This is a genomic window from Citrobacter sp. RHBSTW-00029 (assembly GCF_014104295.1).
GTDB lineage: Bacteria > Pseudomonadota > Gammaproteobacteria > Enterobacterales > Enterobacteriaceae > Citrobacter > Citrobacter youngae.
Map to the genome: position 1 here is coordinate 752,370 of NZ_JABXRT010000001.1, position 17,365 is coordinate 769,734.

Below are 17,365 nucleotides of genomic sequence, written 5' to 3' on the forward strand. Positions count from 1 at the left end.
GGCCTACGATACGAGATTCTTTGTAGGCCGGATAAGCGTAGCGCCATCCGGCAAGGTATTGCCTGATTGCCGGATGGCGGCGTAAACGCCTTATCCGGCCTACGCAAGAATTACTTCTTGATGCGGATAACCGGGGTTTCACCCACGGTCACGCTACCGGACAGTTTGATCAGTTCTTTGATTTCGTCCATGTTGGAGATAACAACCGGAGTCAGGGTAGACTTGGCTTTTTCTTCCAGCAGCGGCAGATCGAATTCAATAACCGGGTCGCCCACTTTCACGCGCTGACCTTCTTCAGCGATACGCTTAAAGCCTTCGCCTTTTAGTTCAACGGTATCAATACCGAAGTGAACAAACAGCTCAATGCCGCTGTCGGATTCGATAGAGAAAGCGTGGTTGGTTTCAAAGATTTTGCCGATGGTGCCATCTACAGGGGCAACCATTTTGTTACCGGTTGGTTTGATAGCAATGCCATCACCAACGATTTTTTCAGCAAAAACTACATCCGGCACGTCTTCGATGTTGACGATCTCGCCAGAGAGCGGAGCAACAATCTCAATAGTTCCGGTGTCTTTCTTATCATCAGAAACCAGAGATTTCAGTTTATCGAACAAACCCATGATCTTCTCCTAAGCAGTAAATTGGGCCGCATCTCGTGGATTAGCAGATTGTTTTTTCTTCAATGAACTTGTTAACCAGCGTCATTAACTCGTCCGTTGTCGGTTGAGCAAGAGCCTGCTCTGCTAACACCTTCGCATCTTCGAAGTTCGTGTTACGGATAATCTTCTTAATGCGCGGGATAGAAATGGCGCTCATAGAGAATTCGTCCAGACCCATCCCCAGCAACAGAAGTGTAGCACGTTCGTCGCCTGCAAGCTCACCACACATGCCAGTCCATTTGCCTTCAGCATGAGAAGCATCAATAACTTGCTTGATCAGCGTCAGCACAGATGGCGACATTGGTTGGTAAAGGTGTGAAATCATATCATTACCACGGTCAACTGCCAGGGTGTACTGCGTTAAATCATTGGTGCCGATACTAAAGAAATCAACTTCTTTGGCTAAGTGACGCGCAATGGTTGCCGCAGCCGGTGTTTCCACCATCACGCCAATCTCAATGCTTTCGTCAAATGCTTTACCTTCGTCGCGCAGTTCCTGTTTGTAGATTTCGATCTCTTTGCGCAGTGCGCGCACTTCTTCAACAGAGATGATCATTGGGAACATGATGCGCAGTTTGCCGAAAGCAGAGGCACGCAGGATAGCGCGAACCTGGTCACGCAGGATCTCTTTACGATCCATGGCGATACGTACGGCACGCCAGCCCAGGAACGGGTTCTCTTCTTTCGGGAAGTTCATGTACGGCAGCTCTTTATCGCCGCCGATGTCCATGGTACGGACGATGACCGCCTGAGAGCCACAGGCTTCAGCCACGGCTTTATACGCAGCAAACTGTTCTTCTTCAGTCGGCAGCGATTCACGGTCCATGAACAGGAATTCGGTGCGATACAGACCTACGCCTTCAGCGCCATTACGCTCAGCGCCTTCAACGTCACGAACGGTACCGATGTTGGCACACACTTCAACCTGGTGACCGTCCAGCGTGATAGCCGGCAGATCTTTCAGCTTAGCGAGTTCCGCTTTCTCGGTAGCAACCTGCTCCTGAACGGCACGCAGTTGTTCGATAACGTCGTTAGTTGGGTTGACGTAAACCTGATTGTTTACGGCATCCAGAATCAGATAGTCGTCGTTTTTCACCTGAGAGGTGACGCTACCGGTACCGACGATGGCAGGCAGTTCCAAAGAACGCGCCATAATTGAGGTATGAGAGGTACGTCCACCTGCGTCAGTAATGAAACCCAGCACCTTTTCGAGGTTCAGCTGTGCGGTTTCTGACGGGGTCAAGTCAGCGGCAACCAGGATAACTTCTTCCTGGATAGCGCTCAGGTCGATAATTGCCAGACCCAGGATGTTACGCAGCAGGCGTTTACCGATGTCACGTACGTCAGCCGCACGTTCTTTCAGGTATTCATCATCCAGCTCTTCCAGGGCTGTGGCCTGACCTTCGATAATCTCATGTGCAGCTGCGTCAGCCGTCATGTGCTTATCTTTAATCAGGGCTATGATTTCCTGCTCCAGCTCCTCATCTTCGAGCAGCATGATATGCCCTTCAAAGATGGCTTCTTTTTCTTCACCGAATGTTTCACCAGCTTTGGTTTTGATCGCTTCCAGTTGCGCAGATGCCTTGGCACGACCGCTCAGAAAACGTTCAACTTCCTGATCAACCTTGTCGGCAGAAATTTTTTTCCGGTCAATGACGATTTCGTCTTCTTTCAGCAGCAGTGCCTTGCCGAAAGCGATACCCGGGGATGCTAAAATGCCTGAAATCATAACCCTACCTTACTTGTGACTGATATTTAAAAGAACTCGTTGAACTTACTCGAGTTCAGCCATCAGTTTAACCAGATGCTCAACTGCTTTCTGCTCGTCTTCGCCTTCTGCGGAAAGGGTAACAACGGTGCCCTGAGTCAGGCCCAGAGTCTGCAGCTTAAACAGGCTTTTTGCGCTAGCGCTTTTGCCGTTGGAAGTCACAGTGATTTCAGATGTAAAGCCTTTTGCTTCTTTAACAAATTGAGCAGCAGGGCGAGTATGCAGACCGTTCGGAGCGGTAATGGTAACTTCTTGCTGGAACATTATATTTCCCCAACTTATAGGTTTAGTGTTGTGGAACTAAAGTCTAGCCTGGCGGTTCAACTTTAGCCTGTATTGTTAGCGCCGACGTAAACAGGACGCGACACAAAAGGAGTTCGGTGCAATCCGTTGCTGGCAACTTCTTGCCGCTGACGTTTCGTTCGTCATTAAACATTATGCCGCGAAAGGAAGAGTTGAACCAAATCATAAAATCGATTCAGCTAGCGCTTTTCCTGTAACGATTAATTTCGCGCATCAAAATAATTAGTTTGGTTAAATACCAGTTCCGGCGGGTTGAATCAATGCCAGGTGGATTGAAACTTTGAAGCAGGCCACAAAAAAGCACCCAAAAGGGTGCTTTTTTACGCGTTTTTAACATGCTGGCATTACTGTTGCAGTTCTTTCTCAGTGAAGAGATCGGCAAACAGTGCTGTGCTCAGATAACGCTCACCCGATGACGGTAGAATAACCACTATATTCTTATTGGTAAAGGATTCATCTTCCTGGAGCTTAAGCGCGGCAGCAACCGCAGCACCTGAAGAGATACCTGCCAGAATACCTTCTTCTTCCATCAGGCGGCGCGCCGTGGAAATCGCTTCATCATTGGTGATGGCAACCACTTTATCGATAAGCTTCAGGTCAAGGTTACCAGGAATGAAGCCTGCGCCAATGCCCTGAATTTTGTGCGGACCCGGTTTCAGCTCTTCGCCCGCCAGCGCCTGGGCTATAACCGGAGAATCTGTCGGCTCAACGGCAACGGTGATGAGGTCCGTTTTGCCCTTGGTCCCTTTAATGTAGCGAGTCACCCCGGTCAGCGTACCGCCGGTACCTACGCCAGAGATAAACACATCAACCTGACCATCGGTATCTTCCCAGATTTCCGGGCCGGTAGTTTTCTCGTGGATTTCCGGGTTAGCCGGGTTGCTGAATTGCTGAAGCAGCAGGAATTTTTCTGGGTCGCTGGCAACAATCTCTTCTGCCTTTTGAATCGCGCCCTTCATGCCTTTCGCGCCTTCGGTCAGCACCAGGTTTGCACCCAATGCCTTCAGCAACTTGCGACGCTCAATGCTCATGGTTTCTGGCATCGTCAGGGTGAGTTTGTAACCACGGGCGGCAGCAACGTAGGCCAGCGCGATCCCGGTGTTGCCGCTGGTTGGTTCGACCAACTCAACGCCCGGCTTCAGTACACCACGTTTTTCGGCATCCCAAATCATATTGGCACCGATACGGCATTTGACGCTGAAGCTCGGGTTACGTGACTCCACCTTCGCCAGAATGCGTCCGTTACCGATACGGTTCAGTCGAACCAGCGGCGTATGACCGATAGTCAGCGAGTTGTCTTCAAAAATCTTACTCATGGCCTGTCCTTAACTGTATGAAATTGGGATACCGCTTCAGCATACCTGTTGAGAAAGTATGGGGAAGTAAGGATTTAGCATATCTATATTCAGAAAGGAAATATTCGACGTCAGTATGGAATAAGGGACGGCATAAGCCCCCCCTGTTTTACACATTTTTGCATTACTTCCATAACGCGTGTTTAGCACGATAGCAGTCTACCCACATCGCCGTGGCACCACAAACCGCAACCGGCATGATGAACAGATTGAGCACCGGGATCATCGTAAACAGACTGGTTAGCGCACCGAACTGCATGTTGGTGACTTTGCGTGTGCGCAGGGCGATACGCATCTCTTTAAAGGGCACTTTGTGGTTGTCGAACGGATAATCACAATATTGAATAGCCAGCATCCACGCACTGAACAGGAACCACAGTACCGGGGCAACGGTCTGCCCCACGCCGGGGATAAAATAGAGGAGCAGTAACACAAAGGCGCGCGGGAGATACCACGCCAGCTTTTGCCATTCGCGCTTCATAATACGGGGCACATCTTTCATGATGCCAAGAACGCCAGTGTCAGGCGGTGTTGCACCTGTCAGGCGGGCTTCGAGTTGTTCCGCCAACAAGCCGTTAAACGGTGCGGCAATCCAGTTGGCGATGGTAGAGAACAGGTAGCCAAACACCAGTAGCACGGAGATCGTGACAATCGGCCATAGCAAATAGCTAAGCCACTGTAGCCAGTTCGGGACGTGGCTCATCAGCGCAGGGATCCAACTGTCCAGTTGCGTAAACAGCCACCAGAATGCGCCGCCCATTAGCAGAATATTCACCAGTAAAGGCAGGATAACAAAGCGACGAATTCCCGGTTGAGTGATGAGTTTCCATCCCTGAGAAAAGTAATAAAAACCGCTGCGAGGTACAACTGCAGATGATGAAACCATGGTCAGGACATACTCCTTGTTATATGAGCTCTGGTAAACTTTGCGTATCTTACCGGGTTGTTGAGCGTTAGGCTGTTCAGAAATGTTCGAAAAAACAGCAAAAAGCACGTTTTTATTCATCTTTATGCCGTGAAAGCCAAGAGTGCACTTGCACTTGGCGTAATCGGCAAATACTCTTAGTGAGTAAATGTTTGCCGTGGTGGCAAGGTGTTAGAACAACAGAGAATATAATGATGCAGGATTTGCGTCTGATATTAATCATTGTTGGCGCGATCGCCATAATCGCTTTACTGGTACATGGTTTCTGGACTAGCCGTAAAGAACGGTCTTCTATATTCCGCGATCGCCCACTGAAACGCATGAAGTCTAAACGTGATGACGAGGATTCCTACGACGACAACGTCGAGGAAGACGAAGGCGTGGGCGAAGTCCGCGTGCATCGTGTGAATCATGCTCCCGGCAGCGCTCAGGAACATGGTGTTCCTCCTCAGTCGCCGCAACACCAGTACCAGCCGCCTTATGCGTCTGCTCAGCCGCGTCAACACGCGCAGCAGCCTGCACAAGCGCCTGTACCGCCGCCGCATGTTCAGCAGCCGCCGCAGCCCGTACAACCGCAGCAGCCGGTGCAACATCAGCCTGTTCAGCAGCAACCTGCGCAGCAGCCGATGCAACATCAGCCCGTTGCGCCGCAGGTTCAGCAGCCCGCGCCACAACCTGCGCCACAGACCTTCCAGCCAGCAGAGCCTGTTGTTGAACAGCAACCGCAGCCTGAACCGGTTGTTGAAGAAGCGCCCGTAGCTGAAAAACCGCAGCGTAAAGAAGCGGTCATCATTATGAACGTTGCGGCGCATCACGGCAGCGAGCTCAACGGTGAAGTGTTGCTCAACAGCATTCAGCAGGCTGGTTTTAAATTTGGCGATATGAATATTTTCCATCGTCATCTCAGCCCGGATGGTAGTGGCCCGTCGCTGTTCAGTCTTGCCAATATGGTTAACCCAGGGACGTTTGACCCTGAGATGACCGGCGATTTCAGCACGCCGGGCGTCACTATCTTTATGCAGGTTCCGTCCTATGGTGACGAGCTGCAAAACTTCAAGCTGATGCTGCAGTCCGCACAGCACATTGCCGATGAAGTGGGCGGTGTGGTGCTCGACGATCAACGTCGCATGATGACGCCGCAGAAACTGCGCGAGTATCAGGACCGCATCCGCGAAGTTAAAGAATCTCACGCCTGATTTTCCTCTGGCGTGACCTCTCCTTTCTGAACCCCCGCCTGTCGGGGGTTTTTTATCATTGATGGTGCGATATGGAATCAATCGAACAACAACTGACAGAACTGCGAACCACGCTTCGCCATCATGAGTATCTCTACCATGTGATGGATGCGCCGGAAATTCCTGATGCGGAATACGATCGTCTGCTGCGCGAACTGCGTGAACTGGAAGCGCGGCATCCTGAACTTGTCACGCCCGATTCACCCACCCAACGCGTAGGTGCCGCACCACTGGCGGCATTCAGCCAGATCCGTCATGAAGTGCCGATGCTGTCGCTGGATAACGTGTTTGATGAGGAGAGTTTTCTCGCTTTCAATAAGCGCGTTCAGGACAGACTGAAGAGCACGGATAAACTGACCTGGTGCTGCGAGCTTAAGCTGGACGGCCTGGCGGTCAGTATCCTGTATGAAAACGGTGTGCTGGTTAGCGCGGCAACGCGTGGTGATGGTACGACTGGCGAGGACATTACCTCGAACGTGCGCACCATCCGCGCGATCCCGTTAAAACTGCGTGGCGATAACATTCCGACGCGTCTGGAAGTGCGCGGCGAGGTGTTCCTGCCGCAGGCCGGGTTTGAAAAAATCAACGAAGAGGCCCGCCGTACTGGCAACAAAGTGTTTGCTAACCCGCGTAATGCGGCGGCTGGGTCATTACGCCAGCTCGATCCACGTATTACAGCGAAGCGACCGCTTACTTTCTTCTGCTATGGCGTCGGCGTGCTGGAAGGCGGCGAACTGCCCGATACCCATCTGGGTCGCCTGCTGCAGTTTAAAGCGTGGGGCCTCCCGGTCAGCAACAGGGTAACGTTGTGCGACTCTCCGGAGGAAGTACTCGCTTACTATCATAAGGTTGAAGAAGACCGGCCGACGCTTGGATTCGATATTGACGGCGTGGTTGTCAAAGTCAACTCCATGGCGCTGCAGGAGCAACTGGGCTTTGTTGCCCGCGCACCGCGCTGGGCGGTAGCTTTTAAGTTCCCGGCGCAGGAACAGATGACTTTTGTTCGCGACGTTGAGTTTCAGGTCGGTCGTACCGGCGCGATTACGCCTGTCGCTCGCCTCGAGCCAGTGCAGGTGGCTGGTGTGCTGGTGAGTAACGCAACGCTGCATAACGCTGACGAAATCGAGCGGCTGGGTTTGCGTATTGGCGACAAAGTTGTTATTCGCCGTGCGGGCGATGTCATCCCACAGGTGGTGAACGTCGTACTCTCCGAACGCCCGGAAGATACGCGCGAAATCGAGTTTCCCACCCACTGTCCGGTATGCAACTCTGACGTTGAGCGTGTGGAAGGCGAAGCCGTTACTCGCTGCACTGGCGGTTTAATCTGTGGTGCGCAACGTAAAGAGTCACTCAAACACTTCGTTTCCCGCCGTGCGCTGGATGTTGACGGTATGGGCGACAAAATTATCGATCAACTGGTCGAGAAAGAGTACGTGCACACACCAGCGGATCTGTTCACGCTGACCGCCGGTAAGCTGACCGGCCTCGATCGTATGGGGCCGAAGTCTGCGCAAAACGTGGTGAATGCGCTGGAAAAAGCGAAAGAGACCACGTTTGCCCGTTTCCTCTACGCGCTGGGTATTCGTGAAGTCGGCGAAGCGACGGCTGCGGGTCTGGCCGCGTATTTCGGTACGCTGGATGCGCTGGAGGCGGCTTCCATTGAAGAGCTGCAAAAAGTACCGGATGTGGGCATTGTGGTGGCCACTCACGTGTTTAACTTCTTTGCCGAAGAGAGTAACCGCGAGGTGATCGTGCAACTTCTGGCGCAGGGGATCCACTGGCCAGCGCCGGTGGTTATCAACGCTGAAGAAATCGACAGCCCGTTTGCCGGTAAAACGATTGTGCTGACCGGTAGCCTGAGCCTGATGTCACGCGATGACGCCAAATCGCGTCTGACCGAGCTGGGCGCAAAAGTGGCGGGGAGCGTGTCGAAGAAAACCGATCTGGTGATTGCGGGGGAAGCGGCGGGCTCTAAACTGGCAAAAGCGCAGGAGTTGGGCATTGCCGTTATCGACGAAGCTGAAATGATCCGCTTGCTGGGTGCCTGAGATGGAAAAAGAGCAGCTGATAGAGATCGCCAATACCGTCATGCCCTTTGGCAAATATAAAGGGCGTCGGCTGATTGACGTTCCGGAAGAGTATCTGCTGTGGTTTGCCCGTAAGGATGAATTTCCGCCGGGCAAACTGGGTGAGCTGATGCAAATCACGCTGCTGATTAAAACTGAGGGGCTGACTCAACTGGTTCAGCCCCTGAAACGCCCGCTTTAGGCCTTCGCGGCGCGGCTCTTCTGCTGCGCCTGCAGCGCGTCCGTCTGTTGTTTGTAGCGACGCGCCAGCACGGCGCACACCATCAGCTGAATTTGGTGGAAAATCATCAATGGCAGCACCATCATACCAATTACCGATGTCGGAAACAGGATGTTTGCCATGGGGATCCCGTTGGCCAGACTTTTCTTCGATCCGCAGAAGACAATAGTGATTTCATCAGCTTTGCTGAAACCGCATTTCCTCGCGACAAAGACGTTGATAGCAATCACGATGGCCAGCAATATGATGCTAACAACCACGATAAACAGCAGTGAACCGACCCCCACTTTGTGCCAGATCCCATTAACCACGGCCTCACTGAAGGCGGAGTAAACCACCAGTAAAATGGAAGATTGATCCGTTTTTGCGATCCATTTTTTATGTTTTGACACCCAGTTGCCAATCCACGGTCGCGAGAGATGCCCCAGCACGAACGGCAGCAGCAGCTGCAGCATGATTTTCCCCACCTGTTCCAGGCTGCCTTCTGCGCCATGCATATTCATGACCAGGCCTACCAGCAGCGGCGAAAGAAAGATACCCAACAGGCTGGAGGCCGAAGCGGAACACACGGCGGCGGCAACGTTACCGCCTGCCATTGAGGTAAAGGCGATAGCCGACTGCACCGTGGCGGGCAAAATACACAGGTACAGGAATCCGGTGTACAGCATCGGGTCAACGTTGACGGGCGCCCACCAGGCGAACAGGACGCCCAGCACCGGGAAGACAACGAACGTGCTGCACATCACCCACAGATGCAAACGCCAGTGGCTACCGCCGGCAATAATCGCCTCACGAGAGAGTTTGGCGCCGTGCATAAAAAACAGCAGCGCAATGGCGGCGGTAGTTAAGCCTTCAAAGAAAGGCACAAAGCCACCTTCGGCCGGGAAAAACGACGCCAATAAAACAACGGTAATCAGCGTTATCGTGAACGGATCAAGAATACGAAAAAGTTTCATAAAGACTCCTGAAATTCGGTAGCAACATTTTGCGTTTTTCCGTTTGAGAAATAAAATTGATTTATTGCATCTATATATGAATAGAATCGATGAATTATTCTTTGCGTCAATTACGTATCTTTGTCACCGTCGCTCAGGCCAAAAGTTTTAGCCGGGCGGGGGATATCATCGGCTTAAGCCAGTCGGCGGTTAGTCATAGTGTAAAAGAGCTGGAAGGGCAGACGGGTGTCCGGCTACTGGATCGTACAACGCGCGAGGTGGTGCTGACGGAAGCCGGACACCAGTTGGCGGCACGGCTGGAACGCATTCTGGATGAACTGCACAGTACGCTGCGTGAAGCCGGGCAGGTGGGTACGCAGTTAACCGGTACGGTGCGGGTTGCTGCCAGCCAGACGATTTCCGCGCATCTCATTCCGCAGTGTATTGCGCAGAGCAACCAGCTTTATCCGGCAATCGATTTTGTCCTGCACGACAGGCCACAACAATGGGTACTGGAGAGTATTCGTCAGGGAGAGGTGGATTTTGGCATTGTGATTGACCCGGGCGCCGTGACCGATCTGCAGTGTGAAGCCGTACTGTCCGAACCGTTCCTGCTGCTGTGTCGCCATGATCATCCGTTAGCCCAACGTGAGTGGGTAAACTGGCAGGATTTGTACCACGAACGTCTGGTGTTACAGGATTACGCTTCCGGCAGCCGACCGCTGATCGATGCGGCGTTGGCCCATTTTTCCATTGATGCCAATATTGTTCAGGAGATTGGACACCCGGCAACGCTGTTCCCGATGGTTGAAGCGGGGATTGGCATCAGCGTGCTGCCCGCACTGGCGCTCCCCTTACCGCAGGGTAGCCACTTGCAGGTTAAGCGCCTGACGCCTGTTGTGGAACGACAACTGATGTTGGCGCGGCGCAAAAATCGCTCTCTCTCAACCGCCGCTCAGGCATTGTGGGACGTGGTGCGAATGCAGGCCAGTGAATTAACCGCCGGTCGTGCCCGCGATCCGTTGTATCAGATATAAATATCGACCTGATGTTGGTCGGAAGCCGTGTTGATGCCTTCAGCTTTTCTCTGATCGGCGCTTTGCTTTTGCTGCGACTCCTCGGCCTGCCGACGCAACAATTGATCCAACTGGGCTTGTAACATCTTGATTTGGGTCTGAATAAGTTCCTGCTGCTCGCGTTTCTGCTCAATAGTGCCACTGCTGTTGGGGATATCTTTGAGCTGCTGGGTTAGCTTGGTTATCTTTTGGGTGATTTGCGCAATCTGTGCGGAGATATCATTCCCGGCTGGTGCTTTTCCGCCGCTACTGCTTTGAACAGTTGGGGTGGAAACGTTGATAGTTGTCATACGGATTCCTCACGCCATAAAACATGAGTATCGGCATTAGTGAACAGAACTTCAGCGACAATACGGCCGAGCAGAGTTTAATAATAAAAATCCCAAATCTGCATGTATCTCTATTTCTGTGCCATTTCTGGCCCGAAAAAAATGTGATTTCAGGCTGGTTTAGTGCGACTCATCGATACCGATTTACTATCGGTTGTCGGGATAAACGGTATTGGTAATCGATTGCGTAGTCTCGCTATAACAGTGCGGTACGCGACATTATTTTCGACTACTCAGTATTAAGGACATCTCATGAGTCACTCTCTTTTCTCGCAAAATCCCTGGTACAGCGCCGACATCATTCGTAGTTGCAAACCCGATTTCACGCCGCGCGTAGCCTTTATTCTTGGCTCAGGCCTCGGCGCGTTGGCGGATCAAATCGAGGATGCAGTGGCCATCTCTTACGAGAAATTGCCGGGATTCCCTGTCAGTACCGTACATGGTCATGCCGGTGAGCTGGTGCTGGGAAATCTGGCCGGTATTCCAGTGGCCTGTATGAAAGGGCGTGGGCATTTTTATGAAGGTCGTGGCATGACGGTGATGACCGATGCCATTCGCACACTGAAGCTGCTGGGCTGTGAACTGTTATTTTGTACCAATGCCGCAGGTTCTTTGCGCCCCGAAGTCGGACCAGGTAGTCTGGTTGCGCTTAGCGATCACATCAATACGATGCCGGGTACACCGATGGTGGGACTTAACGATGAGCGTTTTGGCGAGCGATTCTTTTCGCTGGCGAATGCCTATGATGCTGACTATCGTGCAATCCTGCAAACCGTTGCCGCAGAAGAAGGTTTCCCTCTGAGCGAAGGCGTATTTGTCTCTTATCCGGGGCCAAACTTTGAAACCGCGGCAGAAATCCGCATGATGCAAATCATTGGTGGCGATGTGGTGGGGATGTCGGTGGTGCCTGAGGTTATCTCTGCGCGCCACTGCGGTCTGAAAGTGGTTGCGGTGGCTGCCATCACCAACCTGGCGGAAGGTTTGGGGGATGTGAAGTTATCTCACGCGCAGACGCTGGCGGCAGCGGAACTCTCGCAGCAGAATTTTATCAATCTGATCTGCGGCTTTTTGCGCAAACTGGCCTGAATAATTAAAACATGACCCCGCTTGCGGGGTCTTACTTTTTTGGCAAGGAACGGAAAAATGGGTATCGCATCTCGCTTAAAGCTCATGTCGTTTTTGCAATATTTTATCTGGGGTAGCTGGCTGGTTACCCTGGGTTCTTACATGATTAACACCCTGGATTTTACCGGCGCGAATGTGGGTATGGTCTACAGCTCGAAAGGTCTGGCAGCGATTATTATGCCGGGCATTATGGGGATCATCGCCGATAAGTGGCTGCGTGCCGAGCGCGCTTATATGCTGTGTCACCTGGTGTGTGCTGGCGTGTTGCTGTACGCCACAACCGTTACCGATCCACAGACCATGTTCTGGGTGATGTTGGTTAACGCGATGGCGTATATGCCGACGATTGCGTTATCGAACAGCGTTTCATATTCATGCCTTGCACAATCGGGTCAGGATCCGGCCACCGCGTTCCCGCCAATTCGTGTATTTGGCACGATTGGTTTTATTGTGGCGATGTGGACGGTCAGCTTAATGGGGCTGGAGCTGAGCAGCGCGCAGCTGTATATCGCTTCAGGCGCATCGCTGCTGCTGGCTCTGTATGCGCTGACGTTGCCGAAAATACCGGTTGCGGAGAAAAAAGAATCCGCCACGCTGGCCAGTAAGCTGGGGCTGGATGCGTTTGTTTTGTTTAAAAATCCACGCATGGCAATTTTCTTTTTGTTTGCCATGATGCTGGGGGCGGTGCTGCAAATTACCAACGTCTTTGGTAATCCGTTCCTGCATGATTTCGCCCGTAACCCTGAGTTTGCCAACAGCTTTGTGGTGAAATATCCCTCCATTTTGCTGTCGGTTTCTCAGATGGCGGAAGTGGGCTTTATCCTCACTATCCCGTTCTTCCTCAAACGCTTTGGCATCAAAACGGTGATGCTGATGAGCATGCTGGCGTGGACGCTGCGCTTTGGCTTCTTTGCCTTTGGCGATCCGTCCCCGTTTGGCTTTGTGTTGCTGCTTATGTCGATGATCGTTTACGGCTGCGCGTTTGATTTCTTCAACATCTCCGGGTCGGTATTTGTCGAGCAGGAAGTTGACTCAAGCATTCGCGCCAGCGCCCAGGGGCTGTTTATGACGATGGTAAATGGCATTGGCGCATGGGTGGGTTCAATCCTGAGCGGGATGGCGGTGGACTATTTTTCTGTCGATGGCGTCAAGGATTGGCAAACTATCTGGCTGGTGTTTGCCGCTTACGCGCTGGTCCTGGCGGTTATCTTTGCATTGTTCTTTAAATATAAGCATGAGCCTGAACGACTGGCGCAGAAATCACCGGCACATTAATGCTCCTTTAGCGGCGGGTTCTGATACCCGCCGTTTCATTTTCTGCGATGCAATGTGGTAACTTTGCGCATTATTCTTCACTCAGGAGCGCATTATCCATGGAACGCACGCACCGCATCGATCTGAAGTTACTGCGTTATTTTCTTGCCGTCGCAGAAGAACTGCATTTTGGACGCGCTGCTGCTCGCCTGAATATGTCGCAACCGCCGCTCAGTACGCATATCAAAGAGCTGGAACAGCAGCTCGGCACGTTGCTATTTATCCGTCATTCCCGCAGCGTGGCGTTAACCCACGCCGGAAAAATTTTGATGGAAGAATCGCGCAGACTGTTATCCAGTGCTAATCAGGCGCTGGCACGAGTGGAACAGATTGGTCGCGGTGAGGCAGGGCGAATTGAGCTTGGCGTCATTGGTACCGCAATGTGGGGAAAAATGCGTCCGGTGATGCGGCGTTTTCTGAAGGAAAATCCCAACGTTGAGGTGCAGTTTCGCGAGAACATGCCTGCCATGCAGATGACGATGCTGGAAAGACGTGAACTGGATGCGGGAATTTGGCGCATGGCTACTGAACCTTCTCCCGGATTTACCAGCCTGCGCTTACATGAATCCTCATTTTTGGTGGCCATGCCGGAAGAACATGCTCTTACCGCCTGTGAATCCGTACCGCTGGAAGCGTTGAGAAATGAATATTTTGTCACGATGCCCTCCATTCATACCGACTGGGCATTTTTACAGCGCGTTTGCCTGAGCGCCGGATTTTCACCGATGATTATTCGTGAGGTGAGGGAGCCGCAAACGGTGCTGGCGATGATTAGCATGGGGATTGGGATTACGCTGATTGCCGATAGCTATGCCCAGATGAGCTGGCCTGGCGTGGTATTCCGGCCGTTAGAAGAACGTATTCCGGCGGATTTGTATATTGTCTATGAACAGCAGCAGGCCACGCCAGCGCTGGAAAAACTGGTGGCGGCTTTGACGGTATGATGTCTGTGCCGGATGACTCGCTTCGCTCGCCCTTCGGGCCGTCGCCGTAAACGGCTCCGTTGTTTCGCTGCGCTCAACACCGAACCTGCGGCAGATTCGAATCTTATAAATCGCAGATAGCAAAAAAGCGCCTTTAGGGCGCTTTTTTACATTGGTGGGTCGTGCAGGATTCGAACCTGCGACCAATTGATTAAAAGTCAACTGCTCTACCAACTGAGCTAACGACCCGAAGTGGTGGGTGATGACGGGATCGAACCGCCGACCCCCTCCTTGTAAGGGAGGTGCTCTCCCAGCTGAGCTAATCACCCACTTCGGTACTTCACATTTTAACAAGAAATCCAGCTGGCGAGAAAGTGGTGGGTGATGACGGGATCGAACCGCCGACCCCCTCCTTGTAAGGGAGGTGCTCTCCCAGCTGAGCTAATCACCCACTTCTCAATTTCTTGTTCTACACGGCGGAGACTACGTAAAGTAGTTGGTGGGTGATGACGGGTTCGAACCGCCGACCCCCTCCTTGTAAGGGAGGTGCTCTCCCAGCTGAGCTAATCACCCCCGCTGTGTGGAGTCGCATTATAGGGAGAGTTGAAAATGAGTCAACGCATTTTCTAAAGAAATTGTTCGTTCGTCGTAAATTTAAACAAAACGATCGCAAAACAATCCATGTCGCATGATTTGTATACGAAAATGGCAAAGCGTGATGTTCCAACCCGATGAACATTGAGGAATCAGACCACAGTGATAGAATACCAGCCTGATAATCTTCCCTGGATTTGCCGGTTGTCGGCATCTTTATAAACGTAAGGCCATTTCATGAAAATCAAAACTCGCTTCGCGCCAAGCCCGACAGGTTACCTGCACGTCGGCGGTGCGCGTACTGCTCTTTATTCCTGGCTTTTTGCACGTAACCATGGCGGTGAGTTTGTGCTGCGTATTGAAGACACCGATCTCGAACGCTCCACGCCGGAAGCTATTGAAGCCATTATGGATGGCATGAACTGGCTGAATCTGGAGTGGGATGAAGGCCCGTATTTCCAGACTAAACGTTTTGACCGTTACAATGCTGTCATCGATGAGATGCTGGAAGCGGGGACGGCATATAAATGCTACTGCTCCAAAGAGCGTCTGGAACAGCTGCGTGAAGAACAGATGGCAAAAGGTGAAAAACCACGTTACGACGGTCGCTGCCGTCACGGTCACGAACATCACGCTGCTGATGAACCTTGCGTGGTGCGTTTTGCTAACCCGCAGGACGGGGCCGTTATTTTTGATGATCAGATCCGTGGGCCGATCGAATTCAGCAACCAGGAGCTGGACGACCTGATTATCCGCCGTACAGATGGTTCCCCGACCTATAACTTCTGCGTCGTTGTTGATGACTGGGATATGGAAATCACCCACGTCATTCGTGGTGAAGACCATATCAACAACACCCCGCGTCAGATCAACATCCTGAAAGCGCTGAACGCGCCGGTGCCGGTTTACGCGCATGTGTCGATGATCAACGGCGACGACGGCAAAAAACTCTCTAAACGTCACGGTGCGGTCAGCGTGATGCAGTATCGTGACGACGGCTACCTGCCGGAAGCGTTGCTGAACTATCTGGTACGTCTGGGCTGGTCCAGCGGCGATCAGGAGATCTTCACCCGTGAAGAAATGATCAAGCTGTTCTCTCTTGGGGCGGTGAGCAAGTCTGCGAGCGCATTTAACACTGAAAAACTGCAGTGGCTGAACCACCACTACATTAATGCACTGGCGCCAGAATATGTGGCGACGCATCTGCAGTGGCACATTGAGCAGGAAAATATCGATACGCGCGTCGGCCCGCAGTTGTCTGAGCTGGTAAAACTGCTGGGTGAACGCTGCAAGACGCTGAAAGAGATGGCGCAGAGCTGCCGCTATTTCTATGAAGACTTTGCTGAGTTCGATGCCGATGCGGCGAAGAAACACCTGCGTCCGGTTGCGCGTCAGCCACTGGAAGTGGTTCGCGACAAACTGGCTGCTATCAGTGAATGGACCGCGGAAAACGTGCACCACGCGATTCAGGCAACCGCTGATGAGCTGGAAGTGGGCATGGGTAAAGTCGGGATGCCGCTGCGCGTAGCCGTAACCGGTGCGGGTCAGTCTCCGGCGTTAGACGTTACGGTGCATGCGATTGGTAAATCTCGCAGCATTGAACGTATTAACAAGGCGCTCGCGTTTATTGCTGAGCGTGAAAGTCAGCAGTAAGGCAGAGTGATCGATAAAAAAACGGCAGGAGTGCATCCTGCCGTTTTTTTTGCCTGTTATTCAGACTCATCAATGCCCAGACGGGTCAGGAAAGTGCGAATACCTTCGCGCGAAATATACATCGCCAGCTTTTCCTGTTCCGTTGGCGACATGTTATCCAGTGCGCTGATTATCTGACGGCAGGCGTGACTGCGAACCACGTGTGTATACTCGGCAAGCGGTTCTTCTGCCTGATAAAATTCCGGTGCCTTGCGAAAAGCTGGAATATTGAGAAGAAACTCTCGGACGCCGGCATCAATATGAATAAGCCTCGCGCGACCACCTTTAACACCGGGAAACTTTTCGGTTGTCCAGTTTTGCTCTCTGATCCAACGATTGACGGTTTGTTTGGCGACACCGAGACATTCAGCCAGCTCTTCGGTGGTCATTTTACTGCGTAATTTTTTCATATTATTTGTTGTCGCGAATCCCTAAGCGTTGTAATAAACCCGTAATGCCTTCACGCAGGATCAGCGACGTAAACATTTTCTGTTCTGATGGCGTCATTTCTTTGGCGAGTCTTATCAGTAGAGCTTCGATGGAGGTGTCACCGGATAAAGATAAATTATCTGATAAGCCTTCCGCTGAACGCTCAGCGCTGCGAATGTATTCACGAACTTGTTCGGTAACATGAACCAGACGGGCTTTACCGCCCTGAACACCGGGTTTGGGTGAGGTAGCCCAACCTTCCTTGCGCACCCATTTATTGATGGTCTGTCGGCTGTATCCGGTCAGATTAGCAAGTTCTTCTGGCGTCATCCGTTCCTTGAACATAACGATTCCCTGAATGGTCGTGGGGTTAATTAGTGGCTCATTTTATAGCAC

General features: G+C 52.1%; 17 protein-coding genes and 4 tRNA genes. 8 read left to right on the forward strand and 13 right to left on the reverse strand.

The window, feature by feature from the left end; translation table 11 throughout:
- Positions 1-110 precede the first annotated feature (110 nt).
- The 5 genes from crr to cysZ all read right to left on the reverse strand — a co-directional run bounded on the left by crr (position 111) and on the right by cysZ (position 4,971).
- Positions 111-620 carry a PTS glucose transporter subunit IIA gene (crr, locus tag HV041_RS03595; RefSeq protein WP_000522253.1) on the reverse strand — a complete coding sequence of 170 codons (510 nt, stop codon included), beginning with the start codon at positions 618-620 and terminating at the stop codon, positions 111-113.
- A 40-nt stretch (positions 621-660) separates the two neighbouring features.
- Positions 661-2,388 (reverse strand): phosphoenolpyruvate-protein phosphotransferase PtsI, encoded by a 1,728-nt coding sequence (ptsI, locus tag HV041_RS03600; RefSeq protein ID WP_005121951.1) that lies wholly within the window; start codon positions 2,386-2,388, stop codon positions 661-663.
- 45 nt (positions 2,389-2,433) lie between these two features.
- Positions 2,434-2,691: a phosphocarrier protein Hpr gene (ptsH, locus tag HV041_RS03605; protein WP_002913505.1), complete on the reverse strand. Its 258-nt coding sequence runs from the start codon at positions 2,689-2,691 to the stop codon at positions 2,434-2,436.
- A 383-nt stretch (positions 2,692-3,074) separates the two neighbouring features.
- On the reverse strand, positions 3,075-4,046 hold the full coding sequence (cysK, locus tag HV041_RS03610) for a cysteine synthase A (RefSeq protein WP_005121957.1): 972 nt from the start codon (positions 4,044-4,046) through the stop codon (positions 3,075-3,077).
- A 163-nt stretch (positions 4,047-4,209) separates the two neighbouring features.
- On the reverse strand, positions 4,210-4,971 hold the full coding sequence (gene cysZ / locus HV041_RS03615) for a sulfate transporter CysZ (RefSeq protein ID WP_086523404.1): 762 nt from the start codon (positions 4,969-4,971) through the stop codon (positions 4,210-4,212).
- 230 nt (positions 4,972-5,201) lie between these two features.
- Here cysZ and zipA point away from each other — a divergent pair, with 230 nt between their 5' ends.
- The 3 genes from zipA to HV041_RS03630 all read left to right on the forward strand — a co-directional run bounded on the left by zipA (position 5,202) and on the right by HV041_RS03630 (position 8,513).
- On the forward strand, positions 5,202-6,206 hold the full coding sequence (gene zipA / locus HV041_RS03620; RefSeq protein ID WP_121584870.1) for a cell division protein ZipA: 1,005 nt from the start codon (positions 5,202-5,204) through the stop codon (positions 6,204-6,206).
- A 71-nt stretch (positions 6,207-6,277) separates the two neighbouring features.
- Positions 6,278-8,293 carry an NAD-dependent DNA ligase LigA gene (gene ligA, locus HV041_RS03625; RefSeq protein ID WP_121584869.1) on the forward strand — a complete coding sequence of 672 codons (2,016 nt, stop codon included), beginning with the start codon at positions 6,278-6,280 and terminating at the stop codon, positions 8,291-8,293.
- Position 8,294: 1 nt separating this feature from the next.
- A complete protein-coding gene (locus HV041_RS03630; protein WP_048210989.1) occupies positions 8,295-8,513 on the forward strand; it encodes a DUF3820 family protein in 219 nt (72 codons plus the stop codon).
- Here the strand turns inward: HV041_RS03630 and HV041_RS03635 are convergent.
- Complete coding sequence (locus tag HV041_RS03635) at positions 8,510-9,508, reverse strand: bile acid:sodium symporter family protein (RefSeq protein WP_061068297.1); 999 nt, start codon at positions 9,506-9,508, stop codon at positions 8,510-8,512. The genes HV041_RS03630 and HV041_RS03635 overlap by 4 nt on opposite strands.
- A gap of 89 nt (positions 9,509-9,597) precedes the next feature.
- Between HV041_RS03635 and HV041_RS03640 the strand changes: the two genes are divergently transcribed.
- A complete protein-coding gene (locus HV041_RS03640; protein ID WP_048210991.1) occupies positions 9,598-10,524 on the forward strand; it encodes a LysR family transcriptional regulator in 927 nt (308 codons plus the stop codon).
- On the opposite strand, the gene HV041_RS03645 is transcribed toward HV041_RS03640, so the two are convergent.
- A complete protein-coding gene (locus tag HV041_RS03645) occupies positions 10,515-10,853 on the reverse strand; it encodes a FlxA-like family protein (protein WP_048210992.1) in 339 nt (112 codons plus the stop codon). The two genes, HV041_RS03640 and HV041_RS03645, sit on opposite strands and share 10 nt — an antisense overlap.
- Positions 10,854-11,144: 291 nt before the next feature.
- Here HV041_RS03645 and xapA point away from each other — a divergent pair, with 291 nt between their 5' ends.
- The 3 genes from xapA (at position 11,145) to HV041_RS03660 (ending at position 14,275) form a co-directional block, all read left to right on the forward strand.
- The gene (gene xapA, locus HV041_RS03650) at positions 11,145-11,978 is read left to right on the forward strand and encodes a xanthosine phosphorylase (RefSeq protein WP_048210993.1); all 834 of its coding nucleotides are present in this window, start codon (positions 11,145-11,147) and stop codon (positions 11,976-11,978) included.
- A 57-nt stretch (positions 11,979-12,035) separates the two neighbouring features.
- On the forward strand, positions 12,036-13,292 hold the full coding sequence (locus HV041_RS03655) for a nucleoside permease (protein ID WP_061068295.1): 1,257 nt from the start codon (positions 12,036-12,038) through the stop codon (positions 13,290-13,292).
- 98 nt (positions 13,293-13,390) lie between these two features.
- The gene (locus tag HV041_RS03660; RefSeq protein ID WP_115643121.1) at positions 13,391-14,275 is read left to right on the forward strand and encodes a LysR family transcriptional regulator; all 885 of its coding nucleotides are present in this window, start codon (positions 13,391-13,393) and stop codon (positions 14,273-14,275) included.
- Positions 14,276-14,427: 152 nt separating this feature from the next.
- Here the strand turns inward: HV041_RS03660 and HV041_RS03665 are convergent.
- The 4 genes from HV041_RS03665 to HV041_RS03680 form a co-directional block, all read right to left on the reverse strand.
- Positions 14,428-14,503 (reverse strand) — tRNA-Lys (locus HV041_RS03665).
- A 4-nt stretch (positions 14,504-14,507) separates the two neighbouring features.
- Positions 14,508-14,583, reverse strand: a tRNA-Val gene (locus tag HV041_RS03670).
- Positions 14,584-14,629: 46 nt separating this feature from the next.
- Positions 14,630-14,705 (reverse strand) — tRNA-Val (locus HV041_RS03675).
- 46 nt (positions 14,706-14,751) lie between these two features.
- Positions 14,752-14,827, reverse strand: a tRNA-Val gene (locus tag HV041_RS03680).
- 258 nt (positions 14,828-15,085) lie between these two features.
- Here HV041_RS03680 and gltX point away from each other — a divergent pair.
- The gene (gene gltX / locus HV041_RS03685; protein WP_121584868.1) at positions 15,086-16,501 is read left to right on the forward strand and encodes a glutamate--tRNA ligase; all 1,416 of its coding nucleotides are present in this window, start codon (positions 15,086-15,088) and stop codon (positions 16,499-16,501) included.
- A gap of 56 nt (positions 16,502-16,557) precedes the next feature.
- Here gltX and HV041_RS03690 read toward each other — a convergent pair whose 3' ends face one another.
- Together HV041_RS03690 and HV041_RS03695 are read right to left on the reverse strand one after the other, a co-directional pair.
- Entirely contained in the window at positions 16,558-16,950 is a 393-nt protein-coding gene (locus HV041_RS03690; protein WP_061068253.1) for a YfeC-like transcriptional regulator, read from the reverse strand.
- Position 16,951: 1 nt separating this feature from the next.
- Positions 16,952-17,314 (reverse strand): YfeC-like transcriptional regulator, encoded by a 363-nt coding sequence (locus HV041_RS03695; protein WP_003028277.1) that lies wholly within the window; start codon positions 17,312-17,314, stop codon positions 16,952-16,954.
- Between the last annotated feature and the right edge of the window lie 51 nt (positions 17,315-17,365).

Bases quoted from the DNA above. Each gene is read 5' to 3' on its own strand.
- zipA (WP_121584870.1), top strand. From the start codon at position 5,202: ATGATGCAGGATTTGCGTCTGATATTAATCATTGTTGGCGCGATCGCC.
- crr (WP_000522253.1), bottom strand. From the start codon at position 620: ATGGGTTTGTTCGATAAACTGAAATCTCTGGTTTCTGATGATAAGAAA.
- ptsI (WP_005121951.1), bottom strand. From the start codon at position 2,388: ATGATTTCAGGCATTTTAGCATCCCCGGGTATCGCTTTCGGCAAGGCA.
- cysK (WP_005121957.1), bottom strand. From the start codon at position 4,046: ATGAGTAAGATTTTTGAAGACAACTCGCTGACTATCGGTCATACGCCG.
- HV041_RS03660 (WP_115643121.1), top strand. From the start codon at position 13,391: ATGGAACGCACGCACCGCATCGATCTGAAGTTACTGCGTTATTTTCTT.
- HV041_RS03635 (WP_061068297.1), bottom strand. From the start codon at position 9,508: ATGAAACTTTTTCGTATTCTTGATCCGTTCACGATAACGCTGATTACC.
- HV041_RS03645 (WP_048210992.1), bottom strand. From the start codon at position 10,853: ATGACAACTATCAACGTTTCCACCCCAACTGTTCAAAGCAGTAGCGGC.
- xapA (WP_048210993.1), top strand. From the start codon at position 11,145: ATGAGTCACTCTCTTTTCTCGCAAAATCCCTGGTACAGCGCCGACATC.
- HV041_RS03655 (WP_061068295.1), top strand. From the start codon at position 12,036: ATGGGTATCGCATCTCGCTTAAAGCTCATGTCGTTTTTGCAATATTTT.
- ligA (WP_121584869.1), top strand. From the start codon at position 6,278: ATGGAATCAATCGAACAACAACTGACAGAACTGCGAACCACGCTTCGC.
- gltX (WP_121584868.1), top strand. From the start codon at position 15,086: ATGAAAATCAAAACTCGCTTCGCGCCAAGCCCGACAGGTTACCTGCAC.
- HV041_RS03690 (WP_061068253.1), bottom strand. From the start codon at position 16,950: ATGAAAAAATTACGCAGTAAAATGACCACCGAAGAGCTGGCTGAATGT.
- cysZ (WP_086523404.1), bottom strand. From the start codon at position 4,971: ATGGTTTCATCATCTGCAGTTGTACCTCGCAGCGGTTTTTATTACTTT.
- HV041_RS03695 (WP_003028277.1), bottom strand. From the start codon at position 17,314: ATGTTCAAGGAACGGATGACGCCAGAAGAACTTGCTAATCTGACCGGA.
- HV041_RS03640 (WP_048210991.1), top strand. From the start codon at position 9,598: ATGAATTATTCTTTGCGTCAATTACGTATCTTTGTCACCGTCGCTCAG.
- ptsH (WP_002913505.1), bottom strand. From the start codon at position 2,691: ATGTTCCAGCAAGAAGTTACCATTACCGCTCCGAACGGTCTGCATACT.
- HV041_RS03630 (WP_048210989.1), top strand. From the start codon at position 8,295: ATGGAAAAAGAGCAGCTGATAGAGATCGCCAATACCGTCATGCCCTTT.